We start from the raw sequence: 16,480 nt of genomic DNA, 5'->3' as shown, positions 1-16,480 counted from the left end.
CCTCGAGACAGTGACACGGGTGGCGGCCGGGTTCCGGCGGAGTCCACGCTACGAAGGGTGACGAGATCATGCGGTGGGAAGATTTCCGCTCTTCTGACAATGTCGAGGACCGTCGTGGCGAGGGCGGCGGAGGCGGTGGCGGCTTTCCCGGCGGCGGCGCCGGCGGGCTCGGCATCGGCACCATCGTCATCCTCTGCATCATCGGCTGGGTCACCGGCATCAACCCTGCCATCCTGATCGGCGGCGCCGAGCAGATGAGCGGCGGCGGACAGCCGCGCCAGGAGCGGGTCGACCCGCAGACGCAGGCCCAACGCAAGACTAAGCCGACGGACGAGAGCGGGCGCTTCGCTGCCGCGATCCTCGGCAATACCGAGGATGTCTGGAAGGAGATCCTGCCCAACCAGACCGGCAAGCAATACCACCCCACCGGCATGGTGCTGTACACCGGCGGCACGCGCAGCGGCTGTGGGTCGGCCCAGGCGGCGATGGGACCGTTCTATTGTCCGCTCGACAAGAAGGTCTATCTCGACACGTCGTTCTTCAAGGAGATGGAACAGAAGTTCGGGGTGAAGGGTGATTTCGCCTACGCCTACGTCATCGCCCACGAGGTCGGCCACCACGTCCAGGACGAACTCGGCATCCTGGGCAAGGTCCAGGGTCGTCAGCAGGCGGCATCCAGCAAGGTCGAGTCGAACCAGCTGTCGGTGCGCGTCGAGTTGATGGCCGATTGCCTCGCCGGTGTTTGGGCCAAGAACTCGAACGACAAGTACAATTCCCTGGAGCCCGGGGACATCGAAGAAGCCATGCAGGCCGCCAGCGCCATCGGCGACGACAAGCTCCAGAAGCAGTCTCAAGGCTACGCCGTGCCGGATTCCTTCACGCACGGGTCGTCGGAGCAGCGGATGCGGTGGTTCATGACCGGCTACAAAAGCGGCCAGACCAAATCCTGCGATACGTTCCGGGCCGCGCGGAACTGAACGGGCAAGCGTCCCCGGCCTCGCGGAACCGCCGCACGGGGCTAGGGTCTGGGCGATGCCGTGGCGGTGACGAGGGGCCGGGCGGACATGTCCCATCGAGCAGGGATCGACCTGCCCCCTCCTTCGCGGCTAGAACCGGAGGGCATCGTAGAGCCTGGAGCTGCCAGCCATGGTCGCCGCAGACAAGACCCGTAGCTTCATCCCGCTTTCCATCGCGGTGCTGACCGTCTCCGACACCCGCGTCGCCGAGGACGACCGTTCCGGCGACACGTTGTGCGAACGGCTCGTCGCGGCAGGCCACAGCCTGGCCGGTCGTGCCATCGTCCCCGACGAGGTCGCCGCCATCCGGGGCCAGGTGGAATCCTGGACGCGGGATCCGGCGGTCGACGTGGTGATTACCACGGGCGGCACCGGCTTCACCGGACGCGATGTGACCCCTGAGGCCATCGAACCGCTGTTCGAGAAGCGGATGGACGGGTTTTCGGCGGTGTTCCACCGCATCTCCTACGACAAGATCGGGACGTCCACCCTCCAGTCACGGGCCACGGCAGGGCTCGCCAACGCGACCTTCGTCTTCGTCCTGCCGGGTTCGCCCGGCGCCTGCCGCGACGCCTGGGACGGCATCCTCGCGGCGCAGCTCGATTACCGGCACCGGCCCTGCAACTTCGTCGAGATCATGCCGCGCCTGGACGAACACCTTCGGCGCGGCGCCTCGCTGTCCGTCTGATCACCCTCGGTTGAGCCGTACGTTCACCCGCCGGGGATGCAGGCGGGTCGTGAAGACGGCGCTCGCGACGAGGCGGTCACGGCGCACGAGGTCGCCGGCGCGTGGGGCGCGCACGCCGATGACGGACTCGCCCTGCGCCGCAAGACGCGACGGCAACCCGGCATGGGGCCGTCGCAAGCGCCCGAGGACCAACTCAGGCCGCGCCGTGCCGATGAATCGATCGATGGTGCGGATCCAGCCCTCGGCCGGCACGTCGCCGGCCTCGAGACACAGGACCCATTCCCGCCGCGCGGCCTTGGCACCATCCGACCAGGGTGGCGTACCGCCCGAACGGACGACGAAAGTCGCGCCGGTGGCCTCGGCGACGGCGTCGATCGACGGATCATGGGCGGGGGCGATGATGACCGCGTCACCCACGAGCCCGGCCGCGACGCCCTCGACGAGAGCCCCCAGAGTATCGGCGAGCTGGTCGACCGCATCGGGGCCGACCGGCATAGCCACATGGATCAGAGCCGAAATCATGCGCGCGCATACCGTATTTTCGGCCCGGAGAAAGCCGAACGGCGCCGAAAGCACGCCGAGAACCCGCGTGCAACCGGCATATCCCGTCGCTTGCTTCAAAAAAGAGCAGGAATACCCATTGTGTTCCTGATATGTTCTCGCTCCGAACGATGAGGCATCGCGCCCGGCGCAGCGGACGTTCCGACGTCACGTGGTCGAACCCGATGGGGAGCAAGGCATGCGGCGGGATGGCAAGATCGATGACCTCGCATGGCCGGTTGGCGACGTCACCGGCGTGAAAGCCGTCTGCGGGACCGCCTTCGGCTGGAGCTTGGCCGAAGCGGCATCCGCTTCGGCGGAGAACGCTCGCGGAGCGATGCCGGTGCCCGTGCTCCACGCGCATGATCCCGAAGCGATGCCGGCGCGGATCGATGCGGCAGGAGCCACGATCGTGGAGCCGATCTCCGCCTTTCCCGGCGGCCGCCGCTTTCATGTCGAGGATCCGGCAGGAACGGGACCGGCGGCAGGGTCCGATCGATGACAGCCGCCGATGCCGGGGCTGACGGAGCGTTCGGCGCGCGCGACCGGCGGCTCGGGGGAAGTACCCTGTCGGCGGATGCGAGAAAGGGGCGGGGGGCCACAGCCAATCCCAGTGGCCGCTACGAACCGGCACGGCGCGAGGCCTTCGACGACGGCTGGGCTTCCGAGGATGTCACCCAGCGCCTGCGTACCGAAGACCGGCCCGAACTCGCACGCACGATCCTGACGCGGAATACCTCGCCGGACCTGCCGTTCGATCGCTCGATTAATCCCTATCGCGGCTGCGAGCACGGATGCGTCTACTGCTTCGCCCGGCCCAACCACGCCTATGTCGGCTTGTCCCCCGGCCTCGATTTCGAGACGAAGCTGTTTCACAAGGCCAACGCGGCCGAGTTGCTCGAGCGCGAACTCTCGGCGAAGGGCTACGTGCCGCAGACGATCGCCCTTGGGACCGCCACGGACCCGTACCAGCCGATCGAACGCGACCATGGAATCACCCGCGCGGTGCTCGGCGTGTTGGCGCGCTTCCGCCATCCCGTCGGGATCGTCACGAAATCGAACCTCGTCACCCGCGACATCGATCTCCTGGCGCCGATGGCGGAACTCGGCCTCGTCAAGGTGGCGATGTCGGTGACGACCCTCGATCCCGTCCTGGCCAGACGCATGGAGCCGCGCGCTCCCCATCCGGACCGTCGCCTCGAGGCGATTCGCCAGCTCAGCCACGCAGGCATCCCGGTGATGGTGATGATGGCCCCGGTGATTCCGTCCCTGAACGATCACGAAATCGAGGCGGTGCTGGAGCGGGCGCGGGAATGCGGTGCCGTCGAGGCGCGCCATGTCCTCCTACGACTGCCGCTCGAACTCGACGACCTCGTGAACGACTGGTTCGCCGAGCATTATCCGGGTCGCCGCCGCCACGTGATGTCCCTCGTCCGGGAAGCCCGTGGCGGCAAGGCCTACGATGCGACGTTCGGCCGGCGGATGACCGGCAGCGGCGCTTATGCCGATCTCATCGCCCAGCGCATGCGGCTGGCAAAGCAACGCCTCGGCTATGCCGATGCGCGCCTGACACTGCGCACGGATCTCTTCGATCACACCGCGGCGTCCGGGGCGCAGCTCAGCCTGTTGTGATGGTCGAGGGTTTTGATGCGAATCGCCTCGTGAAGCTCACCCGGTGATGCGCCGAGCGGCCGAGGCTCGCCAGGCCGGCGAGATGGGCCGCGGTGCCGTAGCCGACATTGCGTTCCCAGCCATAGGCCGGATGACGGCCGGCCAGCACCCGCATGAGATCGTCCCGCAGGGTCTTGGCGACGATGGAGGCCGCCGCGATCTGGGGCACGAGCCGGTCGCCGCCGATCACCGCCCGGCACGGCAGGGACAGGCCGGGAATGCCGTCGCGGCCGTCCACGGCCACGGGCGCTACGAGGCCGAGCTTCTGCACCGCTCGCCGCATGGCGTCGAGGGTTGCCGCCCGGACGTTGATCCGGTCCACGAGCTGCCGTGACCCGGCTGCCACCGCCACCTCGGCATGGTCGCGAATCAAAGGCGTGAGACGCTCGCGCGTGGCCCGGTCGAGCTTCTTGCTGTCGTCGAGGCAGGCCAGCACCGAGGACGGGAATGCGGCCGGATCGAACCAGACCGCCGCCACGATCACGGGGCCGCACAGGGCACCGCGCCCGACTTCGTCACAGCCGATGAGAGCGGGGAGGGTGCTGGCAACGGGGTCGGCGAACGGTCTGGTCATCGGCCCGTTGGATTACACTTCGGCCAAAAGCCGGTCACCGGGCTGGGCGTGAGAAACGTGTGGGCGCCTCGTCCAACCATCCAGGTGGGGCGGCAGGACGGTCATCCCCCCAAGCTACACCGCCGGTGCCGCCCGGAACGGACGGCGCTTCGGCGTGGGAAGGCCGGTGCCGTGAGCGAGCGAAATGTTGGTGAAGAACTGGCGCGCGCTCTCCCCCCAGGTGTAGCGCAGGGCCTCCGCGCGGCAGCGCTCGCGGGGGATCGACAGGGCGGCGAGTGCCGCCGCGCGGAGGTCGGGTCCGAGAACTCCGGCGCCGGTCCCGCCGACGACGTCGAGGGGGCCGGTCACGGGATAGGCCGCCACGGGAACGCCGCAAGCGAGGGCTTCCAGCAGGACGATGCCGAACGTGTCGGTGAGGCTGGGGAATACGAAGACGTCCGCCGCCGCATAGATGCGGGCGAGCGCCGCACCGGTCAGGGTGCCGAGGAAACATGCCTCAGGATGGAGTCCGGCGAGGCGCGCCCGGTCCGGGCCGTCTCCCACCACGACCTTGGTGCCCGGAAGGTCGAGATCGAGGAAAGCCGAGACGTTCTTCTCCACCGCGAGCCGCCCGACGAAGAGAAAGTACGGTCCGGGCAGACCCGCCAGCGCCTCGGGCACGGCGGCATCCGGGGCCGCCGGGCGGAAGAGATCGGTGTCGACCCCCCGCGTCCACCGCATCAGATTGCCGAAGCCGCGGGAAGCGAGGTCGCGCTCCAGGGACGGGGTCGAGACCATCGTCCCGCTCGCGGCGCCATGGAAGCGCCGCAGCCAAGCGTAGCTCCAGCTTTCGGGAACCGGCGCACGGGCGGCGAGGTACTCCGGAAAGCGCGTGTGATAGCTCGTGGTGAACGGGCGGCCATGGGCGAGGCAATAGCGCCGGGTCGCGTAGCCGACGGTCCCCTCCGTCGCCACATGGACATGGGTCGGGGCGAGATCGGCCCACAGTCGGGCGACCTTGCCCTTGGTGGCGTAGGACAGACGAATCTCGGGGTATCCGGGCAGCGGCACCGAGGCGAAATCCTGATGGGTCAGGAACACCGTCTCGAAGCCGAGGTCCCGGCCGGCCGACGCCATGTTTTCGAGGGAACGGACGACCCCGTTGACCTGTGGGTGCCACGCATCGGTGGCGATCAGCAGTCTCACGCGACTGCCCGCGCCGGACCGGCCGCCACCGCGCTGCGCGCCGCGTCTTCCGCGGCGGCGCGCGCCCGCAACACGCTCGGGTAATGCAGCACCTCCATGGTGCCGTCATAATGCTCGACGATGGCGGTGCAGGATTCCACCCAATCCCCGGTGTTGAGGTAGGTCAGTCCGGCGATCTGGCGGTGGGCGGCGTGATGGATGTGGCCGCAGATGACGCCGTCGGCGCCCACGCGCTTCGCCTCCGCGCTGAGCAGTTCCTCGAACTTTCCGATGAAGTTGACGGCGTTCTTCACCTTCAGCTTCGCCCAAGCCGAGAGCGACCAATAGGCGAGACCGAGGCGCCGCCGGAGGGTGTTCAGGTGGGTGTTGACGAAGAGCGCGAAGGTGTAGGCGCCGTCGCCGAGGAAGGCGATCCATTTGGCGTGCCGGACGACCATGTCGAATTGGTCGCCATGGATGACGAGGTAGCGCTTGCCGTCCGCGGCGACGTGGATCCGGTCGTCCACCACCTCGATCCCGCCGAAGGTCATGCCGAGATAATCGCGCAGGAACTCGTCGTGATTGCCGGGGATGTAGATCAGCGTCGAGCCCTTGCGCACCTTGCGCAGCAGCTTCTGAACCACGTCGTTGTGGCTCTGCGGCCAGAACCAGCCCGATTTGAGCTGCCACCCGTCCACGATGTCGCCGACGAGGTAGATCTCGTCGGCGTCGTAATCCCGCAGGAATTCCAGCAGCAACCCTGCCTGACAGCCCTTCGTGCCCAGATGCATATCGGACAGGAAGAGCGTCCTCACGCGGATCGTCTTCTCTGTATCTTCGCCCACGACCCACTCCGAATGGCTTCGGTGCATCGAGCCAAACCGGATTCCCGTATCAGTTTGATGACGTGCGCCCGGTCCGCTTCGTGGCGCGACGACTTCAAACGCATCGTCTGGATGCTGCACTGCGCGACAAATTTTTTGAGTGGCCAGGAAGTTTTTTGCGTTTTCCTTCGGGGGCGAACCCCGGCATAGTCCCGATCAAGGTGACCCACCGGATCGCGCTGGAAGGCGCGTGTCCGGAGCCCATGCGAGGCGGAATCAAGGTTACCGACGAGGTGAGAAACGACGCCCAGGGCCCTGGGAGTGTGCGGAATTCGCGCGCCCCGGCCAACGGAGAGAGGCTTGATCCAGTCGAAGGCAGTCGCGTCGAGCGTCCTGAAACTCGTGGTCATCGGTGATGGCGCGAGGCGGGTCTCGCGCCTTCCACCGGCGATTGCGGGCCATGCCTTCTCCTCCAGGCGGACGCGCGGCAGCCGGGCCTCCCGGCAGCGCCGCCGTTTCTTCCCCAAAGCTTAGGAACCGTCCCGGCAGCCCATCAGGCCGGATCGCGACCTCGGACCACCGTATTCGATCCCAGCGTCGCACGATGCGTGCGCGCGAACCGAAGAAGAACCGGAGACACAACATGGCGGCAACGAGACGGCCGGGTCGGAATCACTTGTTCGTTCCGGGCCCGACGAACATCCCCGACCGCGTCCAGCGGGCGATGATCGTTCCCTCCGAAGATCACCGTTCGGTGGACTTCCCGGCGCTGACCAAGCCCCTGTTCGAAGAGACCAAGGCCGTGTTCGGCTCGACCGAGGGCACGATCTTCCTGTTCCCGGCCTCGGGCACCGGCATCTGGGAAGCGGCGCTGACCAACACGCTGCATCGCGGCGACACGGTGCTGACCTCGCGCTTCGGCCAGTTCAGCCACCTCTGGATCGACATGGCCCAGCGCCTCGGCCTGAACGTGATCGTTCAGGAAGAGGAGTGGGGCACGGGTGCGAACCCGCAGCGGATCGAGGAGGCGCTGCGCGCCGACACGAACCACGAGATCAAGGCCGTCATGACGGTCCATAACGAGACCGCCACCGGCGTCACCAGCGACATCGGCGCCGTGCGCAAGGCGATCGACGCCGCCGGCCACCCGGCCCTGCTGTTCGTGGACGGCGTGTCCTCGATCGGCTCGCTGCCGTTCTACGCTGACGAGTGGAAGGTCGATTGTGCCATCGCCGGTTCGCAGAAGGGCCTGATGCTCCCCGCCGGTCTCGGCGTGATCTGCGTCAGCCAGAAGGCTCTGAAAGCCGCCGAGTCGTCGTCGGGTCAGAACGACCGTCTCGCGCATGTCTACTTCGACTGGGCCGACCACCAGAAGCAGAACGGCGCCGGCTACTTCCCCTACACCCCCGCTCTGCCGCTTCTCTACGGTCTGCGCGAGGCGCTCGCCTGCCTGCGCGAGGAAGGTCTCGAGAACGTCTACAACCGGCACAAGGTGCTCGCCGAGGCGACCCGCCAGGCCGTGGCCGCCTGGGGTCTCAAGACCTGCGCCAAGGAAGCCAAGTGGAACTCGGACACGGTGACCGCCATCCTCGTCCCCGAGGGTGTCGACGCCGCCGCGATCATCAAGCATGCCTTCGTGCGCTACAACCTCGCCCTCGGCGCGGGTCTGAGCCAGGTGGCCGGCAAGGTGTTCCGCATCGGCCACGTCGGTGACCTGAACGAGCTGTCGCTGCTCGGCGCCATCGCCGGCGCGGAAATGGCCATGCTCGACAACGGCGTGAAGGTTCAGCCGGGCTCCGGCGTCGCCGCCGCCTCCAGCTACCTGCGCGAAAACCCCCTCGCGAAGTCCTGATCGAACCTGTTTCCCGGGACCGGCATCGCGCCGGCCCCGGGGCCTCGTCCATAGAAGCGTGTATTGCGTAACGTCGCGCTCGGCGCGGAACGTCGCTTGAGGGGTCCAATGGCGCACAAAATCGTCTTCCTCGACCGTGAATCCCTCGACGCCAAGGTGCGTGAGTTCAGCTTCCCGCACGAATATACCGAGTACGAATCCACCTGGACACCGGAGGAGATCGTCGAGCGCCTGAAGGGCGCCGAGATCGCGCTGATCAACAAGGTGCCCATGCGCGCCGAGACGTTGAAGCAACTCCCCGACCTCAAGCTCATCGCCGTGGCCGCCACCGGCACCGATGTCGTCGACAAGGCCGCCGCCAAGGACCTCGGCATCACTGTCGTCAACATCCGCAACTACGCCTTCAACACCGTGCCCGAGCACGTGATCGGGCTGATGTTCGCCCTTCGGCGCGCCATCGTGCCCTACGCCAATTCCGTGCGCCGGGGCGATTGGGCGAAGTCCACCCAGTTCTGCTATTTCGACTACCCGATCCACGACATCGCCGGCTCGACGCTGGGCATCGTCGGCTACGGGGCGCTGGGCAAATCCATCGCCAAGCGGGCGGAAGCACTCGGCATGAAGGTCATCGCCTACGACGTGTTCCCGCAGGAGGGCCTCGTGGATTTCGAGACGATCCTGACGGAATCCGACGTCATCACCCTGCATGCGCCGCTGACGCCGGAGACCCGGAACATGATCGGCGCCGAGCAGCTGGCGAAGATGAAGAAGCACGCGATCCTGATCAACACGGCGCGTGGTGGGCTCGTGGACGAGGAGGCTCTCGCCGAGGCCCTCAAGGCCGGCACGATCGGCGGCGCCGGATTCGACGTCGTGGTCACCGAACCGCCCAAGAACGGCAACATCCTGTGCGAGCTCGACCTTCCGAACCTCATCGTCACGCCGCACGTGGCCTGGGCGAGCAAGGAAGCGATGCAGATCCTGGCCGACCAGCTCGTGGACAACGTCGAGGCCTATGTTGCGGGCAAGCCGCAGAACGTGGTGTGAGGCTCGGGCTTCGTACCGGAAGGCCTGACTGGCGAAAGCCGATGTCCGTCCGGTACCGCCGATCAGAAACCGGATACCGGGACCGCGGGCGCTGATCGTCTCTGTGCCGACCGAGTGCCTGGATGACGGGCTCGCCAGCGGCACCCCGGCATGACGGAAACACCCTCGCGCGGCTCTTTGAAGACGCGCCAATCATATGACAACCGCGCAGCGACGCGGACAGAGGAAACGACATGACGAAGAAGCTGCTGTTCCAATTCGACACCGATACCGTTCCGAGCGTGTTCGATGTGGTCGTCGGCTACGATGGCGGGGCCGATCACATCACCGGTTACGGCAACGTGACGCCCGACACTGTGGGCGCCCTGGTGGACGGCACGATCTACACCCGCGGCGGCTCCGAGAAGAAGTCCACGGCGATCTTCGTCGGTGGCGGCAGCATGGCGGCCGGCGAGGCTGTGTTCGAGGCCGTGAAGAAGCGCTTCTTCGGACCGTTCCGCGTCTCGATCATGCTCGATTCCAACGGCTCCAACACCACCGCCGCCGCTGGCGTCGCGCTGGTGCAGAAGGCCGCCGGCTCGCTCCAGGGCAAGAAGGCCGTGGTGCTGGCCGGCACCGGTCCGGTGGGCATGCGCTCGGCAGCGCTCCTCGCGCAGGAGGGCGCCACCGTCGTCCTCTGCGGCCGCTCGCTGGACAAGGCTCAGGCCGCCGCCGATTCCATCAACAAGCGCTTCAAGGTCGAGATCAGCGCCGCGGCGACTCCGGACGCCGCCTCCCGCGCCGCCATCGTCAAGGGCCAGAACCTGGTCTTCTCGGCCGGCGCCATCGGCCTCGAGCTTCTGGCCGAAGCCGACTGGAAGGACGAGGCCAGCATCGAGTTCATCGCCGATTACAACGCCCAGCCGCCCCTCGGCTTCGGCGGCATCGACGCCATGGACAAGGGCAAGGAGCGCCATGGCAAGACCGTGTTCGGGGCGCTGGGCATCGGCGGCCTGAAGCTGAAGCTGCACCGCGCCTGTGTCGGCCAGCTCTTCGACAGCGCCGAAAAGGTGTTCGACGCCGAGGAGATCTACGCCCTCGCCAAGACGATGGCCTGACCCATGACCGAGAAGACGTCGCCTGCCAACGAAACCATCCAGGGCTTCCTCGACGGGCTCGCGAGCTCGGCCCCGACTCCCGGAGGCGGCGGAGCCGCCGCCATCTCCGGTGCCATGGGCGCCGCGCTCCTCAGCATGGTGTGCAACCTCACCATCGGGAAGAAGAAGTACGTCGAGGTCGAAGGTGAGCTGAAGGAAATCCTCGGCAAGTCCGAGGCGCTCCGCGCCGAGCTGACCGGCATGATCGCCGACGATGTCGAGGCGTTCGACGCGGTCATGGGCGCCTACGGCCTGCCGAAAGGCACCGACGAGGAGAAGGCGGCTCGCGCCGCCCGCATCCAGGAGGCCCTCAAGGTCGCCACCGACGTGCCGCTCGCCTGCTGCCGCGCCTGCCGCGAGGTCATCGACCTCGCCGAAGCCGTGGCCGACAAGGGCAACCTCAACGTCATCTCCGATGCCGGAGTGGCGGTCCTGTCGGCTCATGCCGGCCTGCGCAGTGCCGCGCTCAACGTCTATGTCAACGCCAAGGGCCTGGACGATCGTGCATTCGCCGAGGAGCGCCTGAAGCAACTTGAAGAATTGCTCGGGCCGGCGGGGCCATTGAACGAAAAGATCTACGAGGTCGTGAAGGCCAAGGTGAACTAAGACCAACGACAGGCCGGCGAGAACAAACTCAGCCGGCCTTTTCGTCTAAAAAATACATTCCGGCCGCCGTTAAAGGCGGAGTGAAAGAGAATGTAAAAAAATATTACAACAGAAGCTCTTTCCGTGAAGTGAAATTTACGAGAGTGTCTGTCCCAGGGAAAACGCCGAGGAGAACGCACATGGACGTGCATGAGTATCAAGCCAAGGAGCTGCTCGCCGGATTCGGCGTTGCGGTTCCCAAGGGCGCAGTGGCCTTCAGCCCCGACCAAGCGGTCTATGCCGCCACCGAGCTCGGTGGCTCGTTCTGGGCGGTGAAGGCCCAGATCCATGCCGGTGCGCGCGGCAAGGCCGGCGGGATCAAGCTGTGCCGGACCTACAACGAGGTCCGCGATGCCGCCAAGGACCTCCTCGGCAAGCGTCTCGTCACGCTGCAGACCGGCCCGGAGGGCAAGCCCGTTCAGCGCGTCTATATCGAGACCGCCGACCCGTTCGAGCGCGAGCTCTATCTCGGCTACGTCCTCGACCGTAAGGCCGAGCGCGTGCGCGTCATCGCCTCGCAGCGCGGCGGCATGGATATCGAAGAGATCGCCGCCAACGAGCCCGAGGCCCTGATCCAGGTCGTGGTCGAGCCGGCCGTTGGCTTGCAGCAGTTCCAGGCCCGCGAGATCGCGTTCCAGCTCGGCCTGAACATCAAGCAGGTCTCCGCCGCCGTGAAGACGATCATGAATGCCTACCGGGCGTTCCGCGATTGCGACGGCACCATGCTGGAGATCAATCCGCTCGTCGTCACCAAGGACGATCGCGTCCTGGCGCTCGATGCCAAGATGTCCTTCGACGACAACGCCATGTTCCGCCGGCGCAACATCGCCGACATGCACGATCCCTCGCAGGGCGATCCGCGCGAGGCCCAGGCCGCGGAGCACAATCTCAGCTATATCGGCCTCGACGGCGAGATCGGCTGCATCGTCAACGGCGCAGGCTTGGCCATGGCCACCATGGACATGATCAAGCACGCGGGCGGCGAGCCGGCGAACTTTTTGGATGTCGGCGGCGGCGCCTCGCCCGACCGTGTGGCCACCGCGTTCCGCCTCGTGCTCTCGGACCGCAACGTGAAGGCGATCCTGGTCAACATCTTCGCCGGCATCAACCGCTGCGACTGGGTCGCCCAGGGCGTGATCCAGGCGGCCAAGGAAGTGAAGATCGACGTGCCGCTCATCGTCCGGCTCGCCGGAACGAATGTCGAGGCGGGCAAGAAGATCCTGGCCGAGAGCGGCCTCGACCTCATCACCGCCGACAGCCTGTCGGATGCCGCCACGAAGGCCGTCGCCGCCTGCGACGCCGCCAAGCGCAACCACTGAGACGAGGGGAGGATACGTCATGAGCATTCTGATCGACGAGAAGACCCCGATCATCGTCCAGGGCATCACCGGCGATAAGGGTACGTTCCACGCCAAGGAGATGATCGAGTACGGCTCGAACGTCGTCGGCGGCGTCACCCCGGGCAAGGGCGGCAAGACCCATCTCGGCGTGCCGGTGTTCAACACCGTCAAGGAAGCCGTGGAGGCCACCGGCGCCACCACCTCGATCACCTTCGTCGCTCCGCCCTTCGCGGCCGACGCCATCATGGAAGGCGCCGATGCCGGCCTCGCGCTGATCTGCTCGATCACCGATGGCATCCCGGCCCAGGACATGATGCGGGTGAAGCGGTATCTGCGCCGCTACCCCAAGGACAAGCGCACGATGGTGGTGGGCCCGAACTGCGCCGGCATCATCTCGCCCGGCAAGTCGATGCTCGGCATCATGCCCGGACATATCTACCTCAAGGGCAATGTCGGCGTGATCTCGCGCTCGGGCACCCTCGGCTACGAGGCGGCCGCGCAGATGAAGGAGAAGGGCATCGGCATCACCACCTCCGTGGGCATCGGCGGCGACCCGATCAACGGCTCGTCCTTCCTTGATCACCTCGCCCTGTTCGAGCAGGACCCGGAGACGAAGGCCGTTCTGATGATCGGCGAGATCGGCGGTCCGCAGGAGGCCGAAGCCTCGGCCTGGATCAAGGAGAACATGTCGAAGCCCGTCATCGGCTTCGTCGCCGGTCTCACCGCGCCGAAGGGCCGTCGCATGGGTCACGCCGGCGCCATCATCTCCGCCACCGGCGACAGTGCCGCCGAGAAGGCCGAGATCATGCGCTCCTACGGCCTCACCGTGGCCCCGAGCCCCGGCGATTTCGGCTCGACCGTCGAGCAGGTCATGCGCAAGCTCGCCGCTTGAACGCGGAATCCCTCCCCCTCTGCGGGGGAGGGTGGTCGCGGAGCGACCGGGATAGAGGCGGCGCCGCCCGGTCGCAGACGGCCCCAACCGCAGAAACCACCCCTTGATCGCCCCGACGCTGCGTTCCATGCTGCCGGGGCGGCCGCTTCATTACCGTTGCCCGCGCGTGCCCGGCGGCCATCGGCTCAACTCTGTTCGAGGTGGCCATCCGATGACCGATACCCTCCACGCCCCGGTCGGGACCCTCGACCATCCCTTCGCGCCGCCGGTCATCACCGGCACCTCGTCGAAGGAGGCGCTCGACATCCTGTTCCACGCCCTTCTCGAAGTGGCCCGCCGGCACGAGCCGGAGTTGGAGGCCGTGCTTCTGGGCACGGCCAACATTTCGGAATTCTCGCCCGAGCTTCTCGCCCGCGCCCTCCAGGTGCAGGGAATCTGGTTCCAGCTGCTCTCCATCGCCGAGCAGAACGCCGCCATGCGCCGGCGCCGGCACCTGGAGCGCACGAAGGGACGGGCCGATCTCGGCGGCAGCTTCAGCGCCGTCCTGGCCGAAGCGGTGAAGAACGGCATCAAGGCGCCCGAGATTCACGCGCTGCTGAAGGATCTGCGCATCCGCCCGACGATCACGGCGCACCCCACCGAGGGCAAGCGCGTGACGGTGCTGGAGAAATTCCGCCGCATCTACCTTGTCCTGCGCGAGCTCGAACTGCCGCGCTGGACCGAGCGCGAGCGCAACGGACTGATGAACGAGCTGCGCGACCAGATCGAGCTCGTCTGGATGACCGGCGAACTCCATCTGGAAAAGGCCACCGTGGAGCGCGAGGTGGCCTGGGGGCTGCACTTCTTCGACGAAACCCTGTTCGAGATGCTCCCCGAGGTGCTCTACTCGTTGGAGGAATCGCTCGCCGAATACTACCCGGACGAGAAGTTCGAGGTGCCGGCCTTCTTCCAGTTCGGCTCGTGGATCGGCGGTGACCGCGACGGCAATCCCTACGTCACCTCGTCGGTGACCCGTGCCACGCTCCAGCGCAACGCACTGGCCTCCCTGAGGCGCTACCGCGACGGCGTGACGGCGCTCGGCCGAACCTTGTCCCTGACAGAGCGCTCGCTGCCGGTGCCGGCGACGTTCAAGTCCGAGCTCGCGCAGCTTCTCGCGGAGAGCGGCGACGGGCGCGCCATCGCGAGCCGCAATCCGGGCGAGGCCTATCGCCAGTTCCTCACCTGCATCCTGCGGAAGATCGAGGCGACCATCGCGCGCAACAAGGGGCAGCGCACGAGCGGCCCCGACTATCCGAGCGCCGACGGCCTCATCAACGACCTGCGCCACTTGGAGGCCGGCCTCACCGACGCGAACTGTCCGTCCCTGGCCATCGACCTCGTCCGACCCGTCCGCCGCATGGTCGAGATCTTCCGTTTCTCCACCGTGCGCCTCGACCTGCGCGAGAACACCACGCGCACCACGAAGACCCTCCACGCCCTTTGGCAGCAGAGCCACGGCCAGAACAAGACGCCGCCCGCCCTCGAATCCCCCGAGTGGAAGAACTGGCTGCTCTCCGAACTGGCCAAGCCGATGCACGGCGAGCGTTCGTTCGAGGGCCTGCCCGACGATGCCCGCGAGACCCTCGAAACCTTCGCCCTCGTCGGCGAGATGCGCGAGCAGCTCGACCGCGAGGCCTTCGGCTCGTTCATTCTGTCGATGACCCGCTCGGTCCCCGACATCCTCGGTGCCTATCTCCTCGCCAAGGAAGCCGGCAACTTCCTCGACGCCACCGGCACCGAGATCTGCTGCCTGCCGATCGTGCCCCTGTTCGAGACCATCGACGACCTGCGCGCTGCGCCCGCCATCATGAAGGAGCTGTTCTCCATTCCCGTCGTGCGCCGCTCCACCCGGTGGCAGGGCGGGATGCAGGAAGTGATGATCGGCTACTCGGATTCGAACAAGGATGGCGGCTTCGTCGCCTCGAATTGGGAATTGTACAAGGCGCAGGACAAGCTGACCCAGCTCGGCAAGTCGTCGGGCGTGCCGATTGCGTTCTTCCACGGTCGTGGCGGCTCGGTGAGCCGTGGCGGCGCGCCCACAGCCCGGGCCATCGCCGCCCAGCCGCCGGGTTCGATCAACGGCCGATTCCGTACGACCGAACAGGGAGAGGTCGTCTCCTTCAAATACGCCAACCGCGGGACCGCCGCCTATCAGATGGAGCTCCTGGCCTCATCGGTGTTCGACCACGCGCTGAAATCGGAGCGGGAGGCGGCCAACGTCCCGCGCAACGAGTTCGACGACACGATGGAAGCGCTGTCGGGTGCCTCCCGCGCCGCCTACGTCAACCTGATCCAGCATCCCGATCTCGTGACCTATTTCCAGGCCGCGAGCCCCCTCGACGAGATCGCGCTCCTCAACATCGGCTCGCGTCCGGCGCGGCGCTTCGGCGCCCGCTCGCTGGCCGATTTGCGCGCGATCCCCTGGGTCTTCGCCTGGTCGCAGAACCGCCACGTCATCACCGGCTGGTACGGCGTCGGATCCGGCCTGAAGAGTTTCCTCGACGTGCGCGGGGCGCAGGGGGAAGCACAGCTGAAGCGGCTGTTTGCCGAATCGAAGCCGTTCCGCCTCATCCTCGACGAGGTCGAGAAGACGCTGCTGATGGTCGATCTCGCCATCGCGAAGGACTATGCCGGTCTCGTGCCCGACGAGGCCGCCCGCAACAGCATCTTCCCGCTGATCGAGGCCGAGTACGAGCTCACCCGCGAGATGGCCCTGCGGGTCAGCGGCGACCGCGAACTGGCCGAGCGCTACCCGCAGTTCCGGGACCGCCTCAACGGCCGGCTGCCGACGATCAACCAGGTCAGCCGCGAACAGGTGGAATTGCTCCGCCGCTTCCGGGGCGAGGAGGATGAGGACCAGCGCGAGGCGGTGAAATCCGCGTTGCTGCTGTCGATCAACTGCATCGCCGTCGGCTTCGGCGCGACGGGCTGAGAGTTGTGCAAGGACACCCAGGGTCGGCCACGGCCCTGGGACTGGCGCGCAGGCGCCCATCGACCGGTATGGTGGACCGTGTTTTTCGGCTTCGCCTCCCACCAGAAAACGAACCCAAAG

Annotated in this window: 15 protein-coding genes; 11 read left to right on the top strand and 4 right to left on the bottom strand. The window is 66.8% G+C overall.

The features are described from left to right. The first annotated feature begins 68 nt into the window (after positions 1-68). Both MKK51_RS24615 and moaB read left to right on the top strand, forming a co-directional pair. The gene (locus MKK51_RS24615; RefSeq protein ID WP_243981953.1) at positions 69-977 is read left to right on the top strand and encodes a neutral zinc metallopeptidase; all 909 of its coding nucleotides are present in this window, start codon (positions 69-71) and stop codon (positions 975-977) included. A 169-nt stretch (positions 978-1,146) separates the two neighbouring features. Further along, positions 1,147-1,704, top strand: coding sequence for a molybdenum cofactor biosynthesis protein B (moaB, locus tag MKK51_RS24610; protein WP_243981951.1), 558 nt, complete (start codon positions 1,147-1,149; stop codon positions 1,702-1,704). On the opposite strand, the gene MKK51_RS24605 is transcribed toward moaB, so the two are convergent. After that, positions 1,705-2,226 (bottom strand): hypothetical protein, encoded by a 522-nt coding sequence (locus tag MKK51_RS24605; RefSeq protein WP_243981949.1) that lies wholly within the window; start codon positions 2,224-2,226, stop codon positions 1,705-1,707. A 217-nt stretch (positions 2,227-2,443) separates the two neighbouring features. Between MKK51_RS24605 and MKK51_RS24600 the strand changes: the two genes are divergently transcribed. Further along, on the top strand, positions 2,444-2,746 hold the full coding sequence (locus MKK51_RS24600) for a VOC family protein (protein WP_243981948.1): 303 nt from the start codon (positions 2,444-2,446) through the stop codon (positions 2,744-2,746). Next, entirely contained in the window at positions 2,743-3,876 is a 1,134-nt protein-coding gene (locus MKK51_RS24595; RefSeq protein WP_243981946.1) for a PA0069 family radical SAM protein, read from the top strand. The genes MKK51_RS24600 and MKK51_RS24595 overlap by 4 nt, the downstream gene beginning before the upstream one ends. Here the strand turns inward: MKK51_RS24595 and MKK51_RS24590 are convergent. The 3 genes from MKK51_RS24590 to MKK51_RS24580 form a co-directional block, all read right to left on the bottom strand. Beyond that, a complete protein-coding gene (locus MKK51_RS24590; protein WP_243981944.1) occupies positions 3,863-4,489 on the bottom strand; it encodes a ribonuclease HII in 627 nt (208 codons plus the stop codon). The genes MKK51_RS24595 and MKK51_RS24590 overlap by 14 nt on opposite strands. Before the next feature lie 114 nt (positions 4,490-4,603). Continuing rightward, positions 4,604-5,674, bottom strand: a complete 1,071-nt coding sequence (locus MKK51_RS24585; RefSeq protein ID WP_243981942.1) for a glycosyltransferase family 4 protein — start codon at positions 5,672-5,674, stop codon at positions 4,604-4,606. Then, the gene (locus tag MKK51_RS24580; protein ID WP_243981941.1) at positions 5,671-6,498 is read right to left on the bottom strand and encodes a UDP-2,3-diacylglucosamine diphosphatase; all 828 of its coding nucleotides are present in this window, start codon (positions 6,496-6,498) and stop codon (positions 5,671-5,673) included. Before MKK51_RS24580 ends, MKK51_RS24585 begins: the two co-directional genes overlap by 4 nt. A gap of 622 nt (positions 6,499-7,120) precedes the next feature. Here MKK51_RS24580 and MKK51_RS24575 point away from each other — a divergent pair. The 7 genes from MKK51_RS24575 to MKK51_RS24545 all read left to right on the top strand — a co-directional run bounded on the left by MKK51_RS24575 (position 7,121) and on the right by MKK51_RS24545 (position 16,360). After that, a complete protein-coding gene (locus MKK51_RS24575) occupies positions 7,121-8,329 on the top strand; it encodes an aminotransferase class V-fold PLP-dependent enzyme (RefSeq protein WP_243981940.1) in 1,209 nt (402 codons plus the stop codon). 108 nt (positions 8,330-8,437) lie between these two features. Next, complete coding sequence (locus tag MKK51_RS24570; RefSeq protein ID WP_243981939.1) at positions 8,438-9,376, top strand: D-2-hydroxyacid dehydrogenase; 939 nt, start codon at positions 8,438-8,440, stop codon at positions 9,374-9,376. 233 nt (positions 9,377-9,609) lie between these two features. Beyond that, positions 9,610-10,473 (top strand): NADP-dependent methylenetetrahydromethanopterin/methylenetetrahydrofolate dehydrogenase, encoded by an 864-nt coding sequence (locus MKK51_RS24565; protein ID WP_243981937.1) that lies wholly within the window; start codon positions 9,610-9,612, stop codon positions 10,471-10,473. Between the two features lie 3 nt (positions 10,474-10,476). Next, positions 10,477-11,118 carry a methenyltetrahydrofolate cyclohydrolase gene (gene fchA / locus MKK51_RS24560; RefSeq protein WP_243981935.1) on the top strand — a complete coding sequence of 214 codons (642 nt, stop codon included), beginning with the start codon at positions 10,477-10,479 and terminating at the stop codon, positions 11,116-11,118. A 179-nt stretch (positions 11,119-11,297) separates the two neighbouring features. Next, entirely contained in the window at positions 11,298-12,476 is a 1,179-nt protein-coding gene (locus MKK51_RS24555) for a malate--CoA ligase subunit beta (protein ID WP_018042399.1), read from the top strand. 19 nt (positions 12,477-12,495) lie between these two features. Next, a complete protein-coding gene (gene sucD, locus MKK51_RS24550) occupies positions 12,496-13,389 on the top strand; it encodes a succinate--CoA ligase subunit alpha (protein WP_243981933.1) in 894 nt (297 codons plus the stop codon). A 211-nt stretch (positions 13,390-13,600) separates the two neighbouring features. Next, the gene (locus MKK51_RS24545) at positions 13,601-16,360 is read left to right on the top strand and encodes a phosphoenolpyruvate carboxylase (RefSeq protein WP_243981931.1); all 2,760 of its coding nucleotides are present in this window, start codon (positions 13,601-13,603) and stop codon (positions 16,358-16,360) included. Positions 16,361-16,480 lie beyond the last annotated feature (120 nt).

The sequence above is a fragment of the Methylobacterium sp. E-045 genome, assembly GCF_022829685.1.
Taxonomy (GTDB): domain Bacteria; phylum Pseudomonadota; class Alphaproteobacteria; order Rhizobiales; family Beijerinckiaceae; genus Methylobacterium.
The sequence above is the reverse complement of the archived record's forward strand: the minus strand, read 5'-3'. Positions and strand labels throughout refer to the sequence as shown.

What these genes read in the sequence shown, in the direction of transcription:
- MKK51_RS24615 (WP_243981953.1), top strand. Translation starts at nt 69, where the DNA reads ATGCGGTGGGAAGATTTCCGCTCTTCTGACAATGTCGAGGACCGTCGT.
- moaB (WP_243981951.1), top strand. Translation starts at nt 1,147, where the DNA reads ATGGTCGCCGCAGACAAGACCCGTAGCTTCATCCCGCTTTCCATCGCG.
- MKK51_RS24605 (WP_243981949.1), bottom strand. Translation starts at nt 2,226, where the DNA reads ATGATTTCGGCTCTGATCCATGTGGCTATGCCGGTCGGCCCCGATGCG.
- MKK51_RS24600 (WP_243981948.1), top strand. Translation starts at nt 2,444, where the DNA reads ATGCGGCGGGATGGCAAGATCGATGACCTCGCATGGCCGGTTGGCGAC.
- MKK51_RS24595 (WP_243981946.1), top strand. Translation starts at nt 2,743, where the DNA reads ATGACAGCCGCCGATGCCGGGGCTGACGGAGCGTTCGGCGCGCGCGAC.
- MKK51_RS24590 (WP_243981944.1), bottom strand. Translation starts at nt 4,489, where the DNA reads ATGACCAGACCGTTCGCCGACCCCGTTGCCAGCACCCTCCCCGCTCTC.
- MKK51_RS24575 (WP_243981940.1), top strand. Translation starts at nt 7,121, where the DNA reads ATGGCGGCAACGAGACGGCCGGGTCGGAATCACTTGTTCGTTCCGGGC.
- MKK51_RS24570 (WP_243981939.1), top strand. Translation starts at nt 8,438, where the DNA reads ATGGCGCACAAAATCGTCTTCCTCGACCGTGAATCCCTCGACGCCAAG.
- MKK51_RS24565 (WP_243981937.1), top strand. Translation starts at nt 9,610, where the DNA reads ATGACGAAGAAGCTGCTGTTCCAATTCGACACCGATACCGTTCCGAGC.
- fchA (WP_243981935.1), top strand. Translation starts at nt 10,477, where the DNA reads ATGACCGAGAAGACGTCGCCTGCCAACGAAACCATCCAGGGCTTCCTC.
- MKK51_RS24555 (WP_018042399.1), top strand. Translation starts at nt 11,298, where the DNA reads ATGGACGTGCATGAGTATCAAGCCAAGGAGCTGCTCGCCGGATTCGGC.
- sucD (WP_243981933.1), top strand. Translation starts at nt 12,496, where the DNA reads ATGAGCATTCTGATCGACGAGAAGACCCCGATCATCGTCCAGGGCATC.
- MKK51_RS24545 (WP_243981931.1), top strand. Translation starts at nt 13,601, where the DNA reads ATGACCGATACCCTCCACGCCCCGGTCGGGACCCTCGACCATCCCTTC.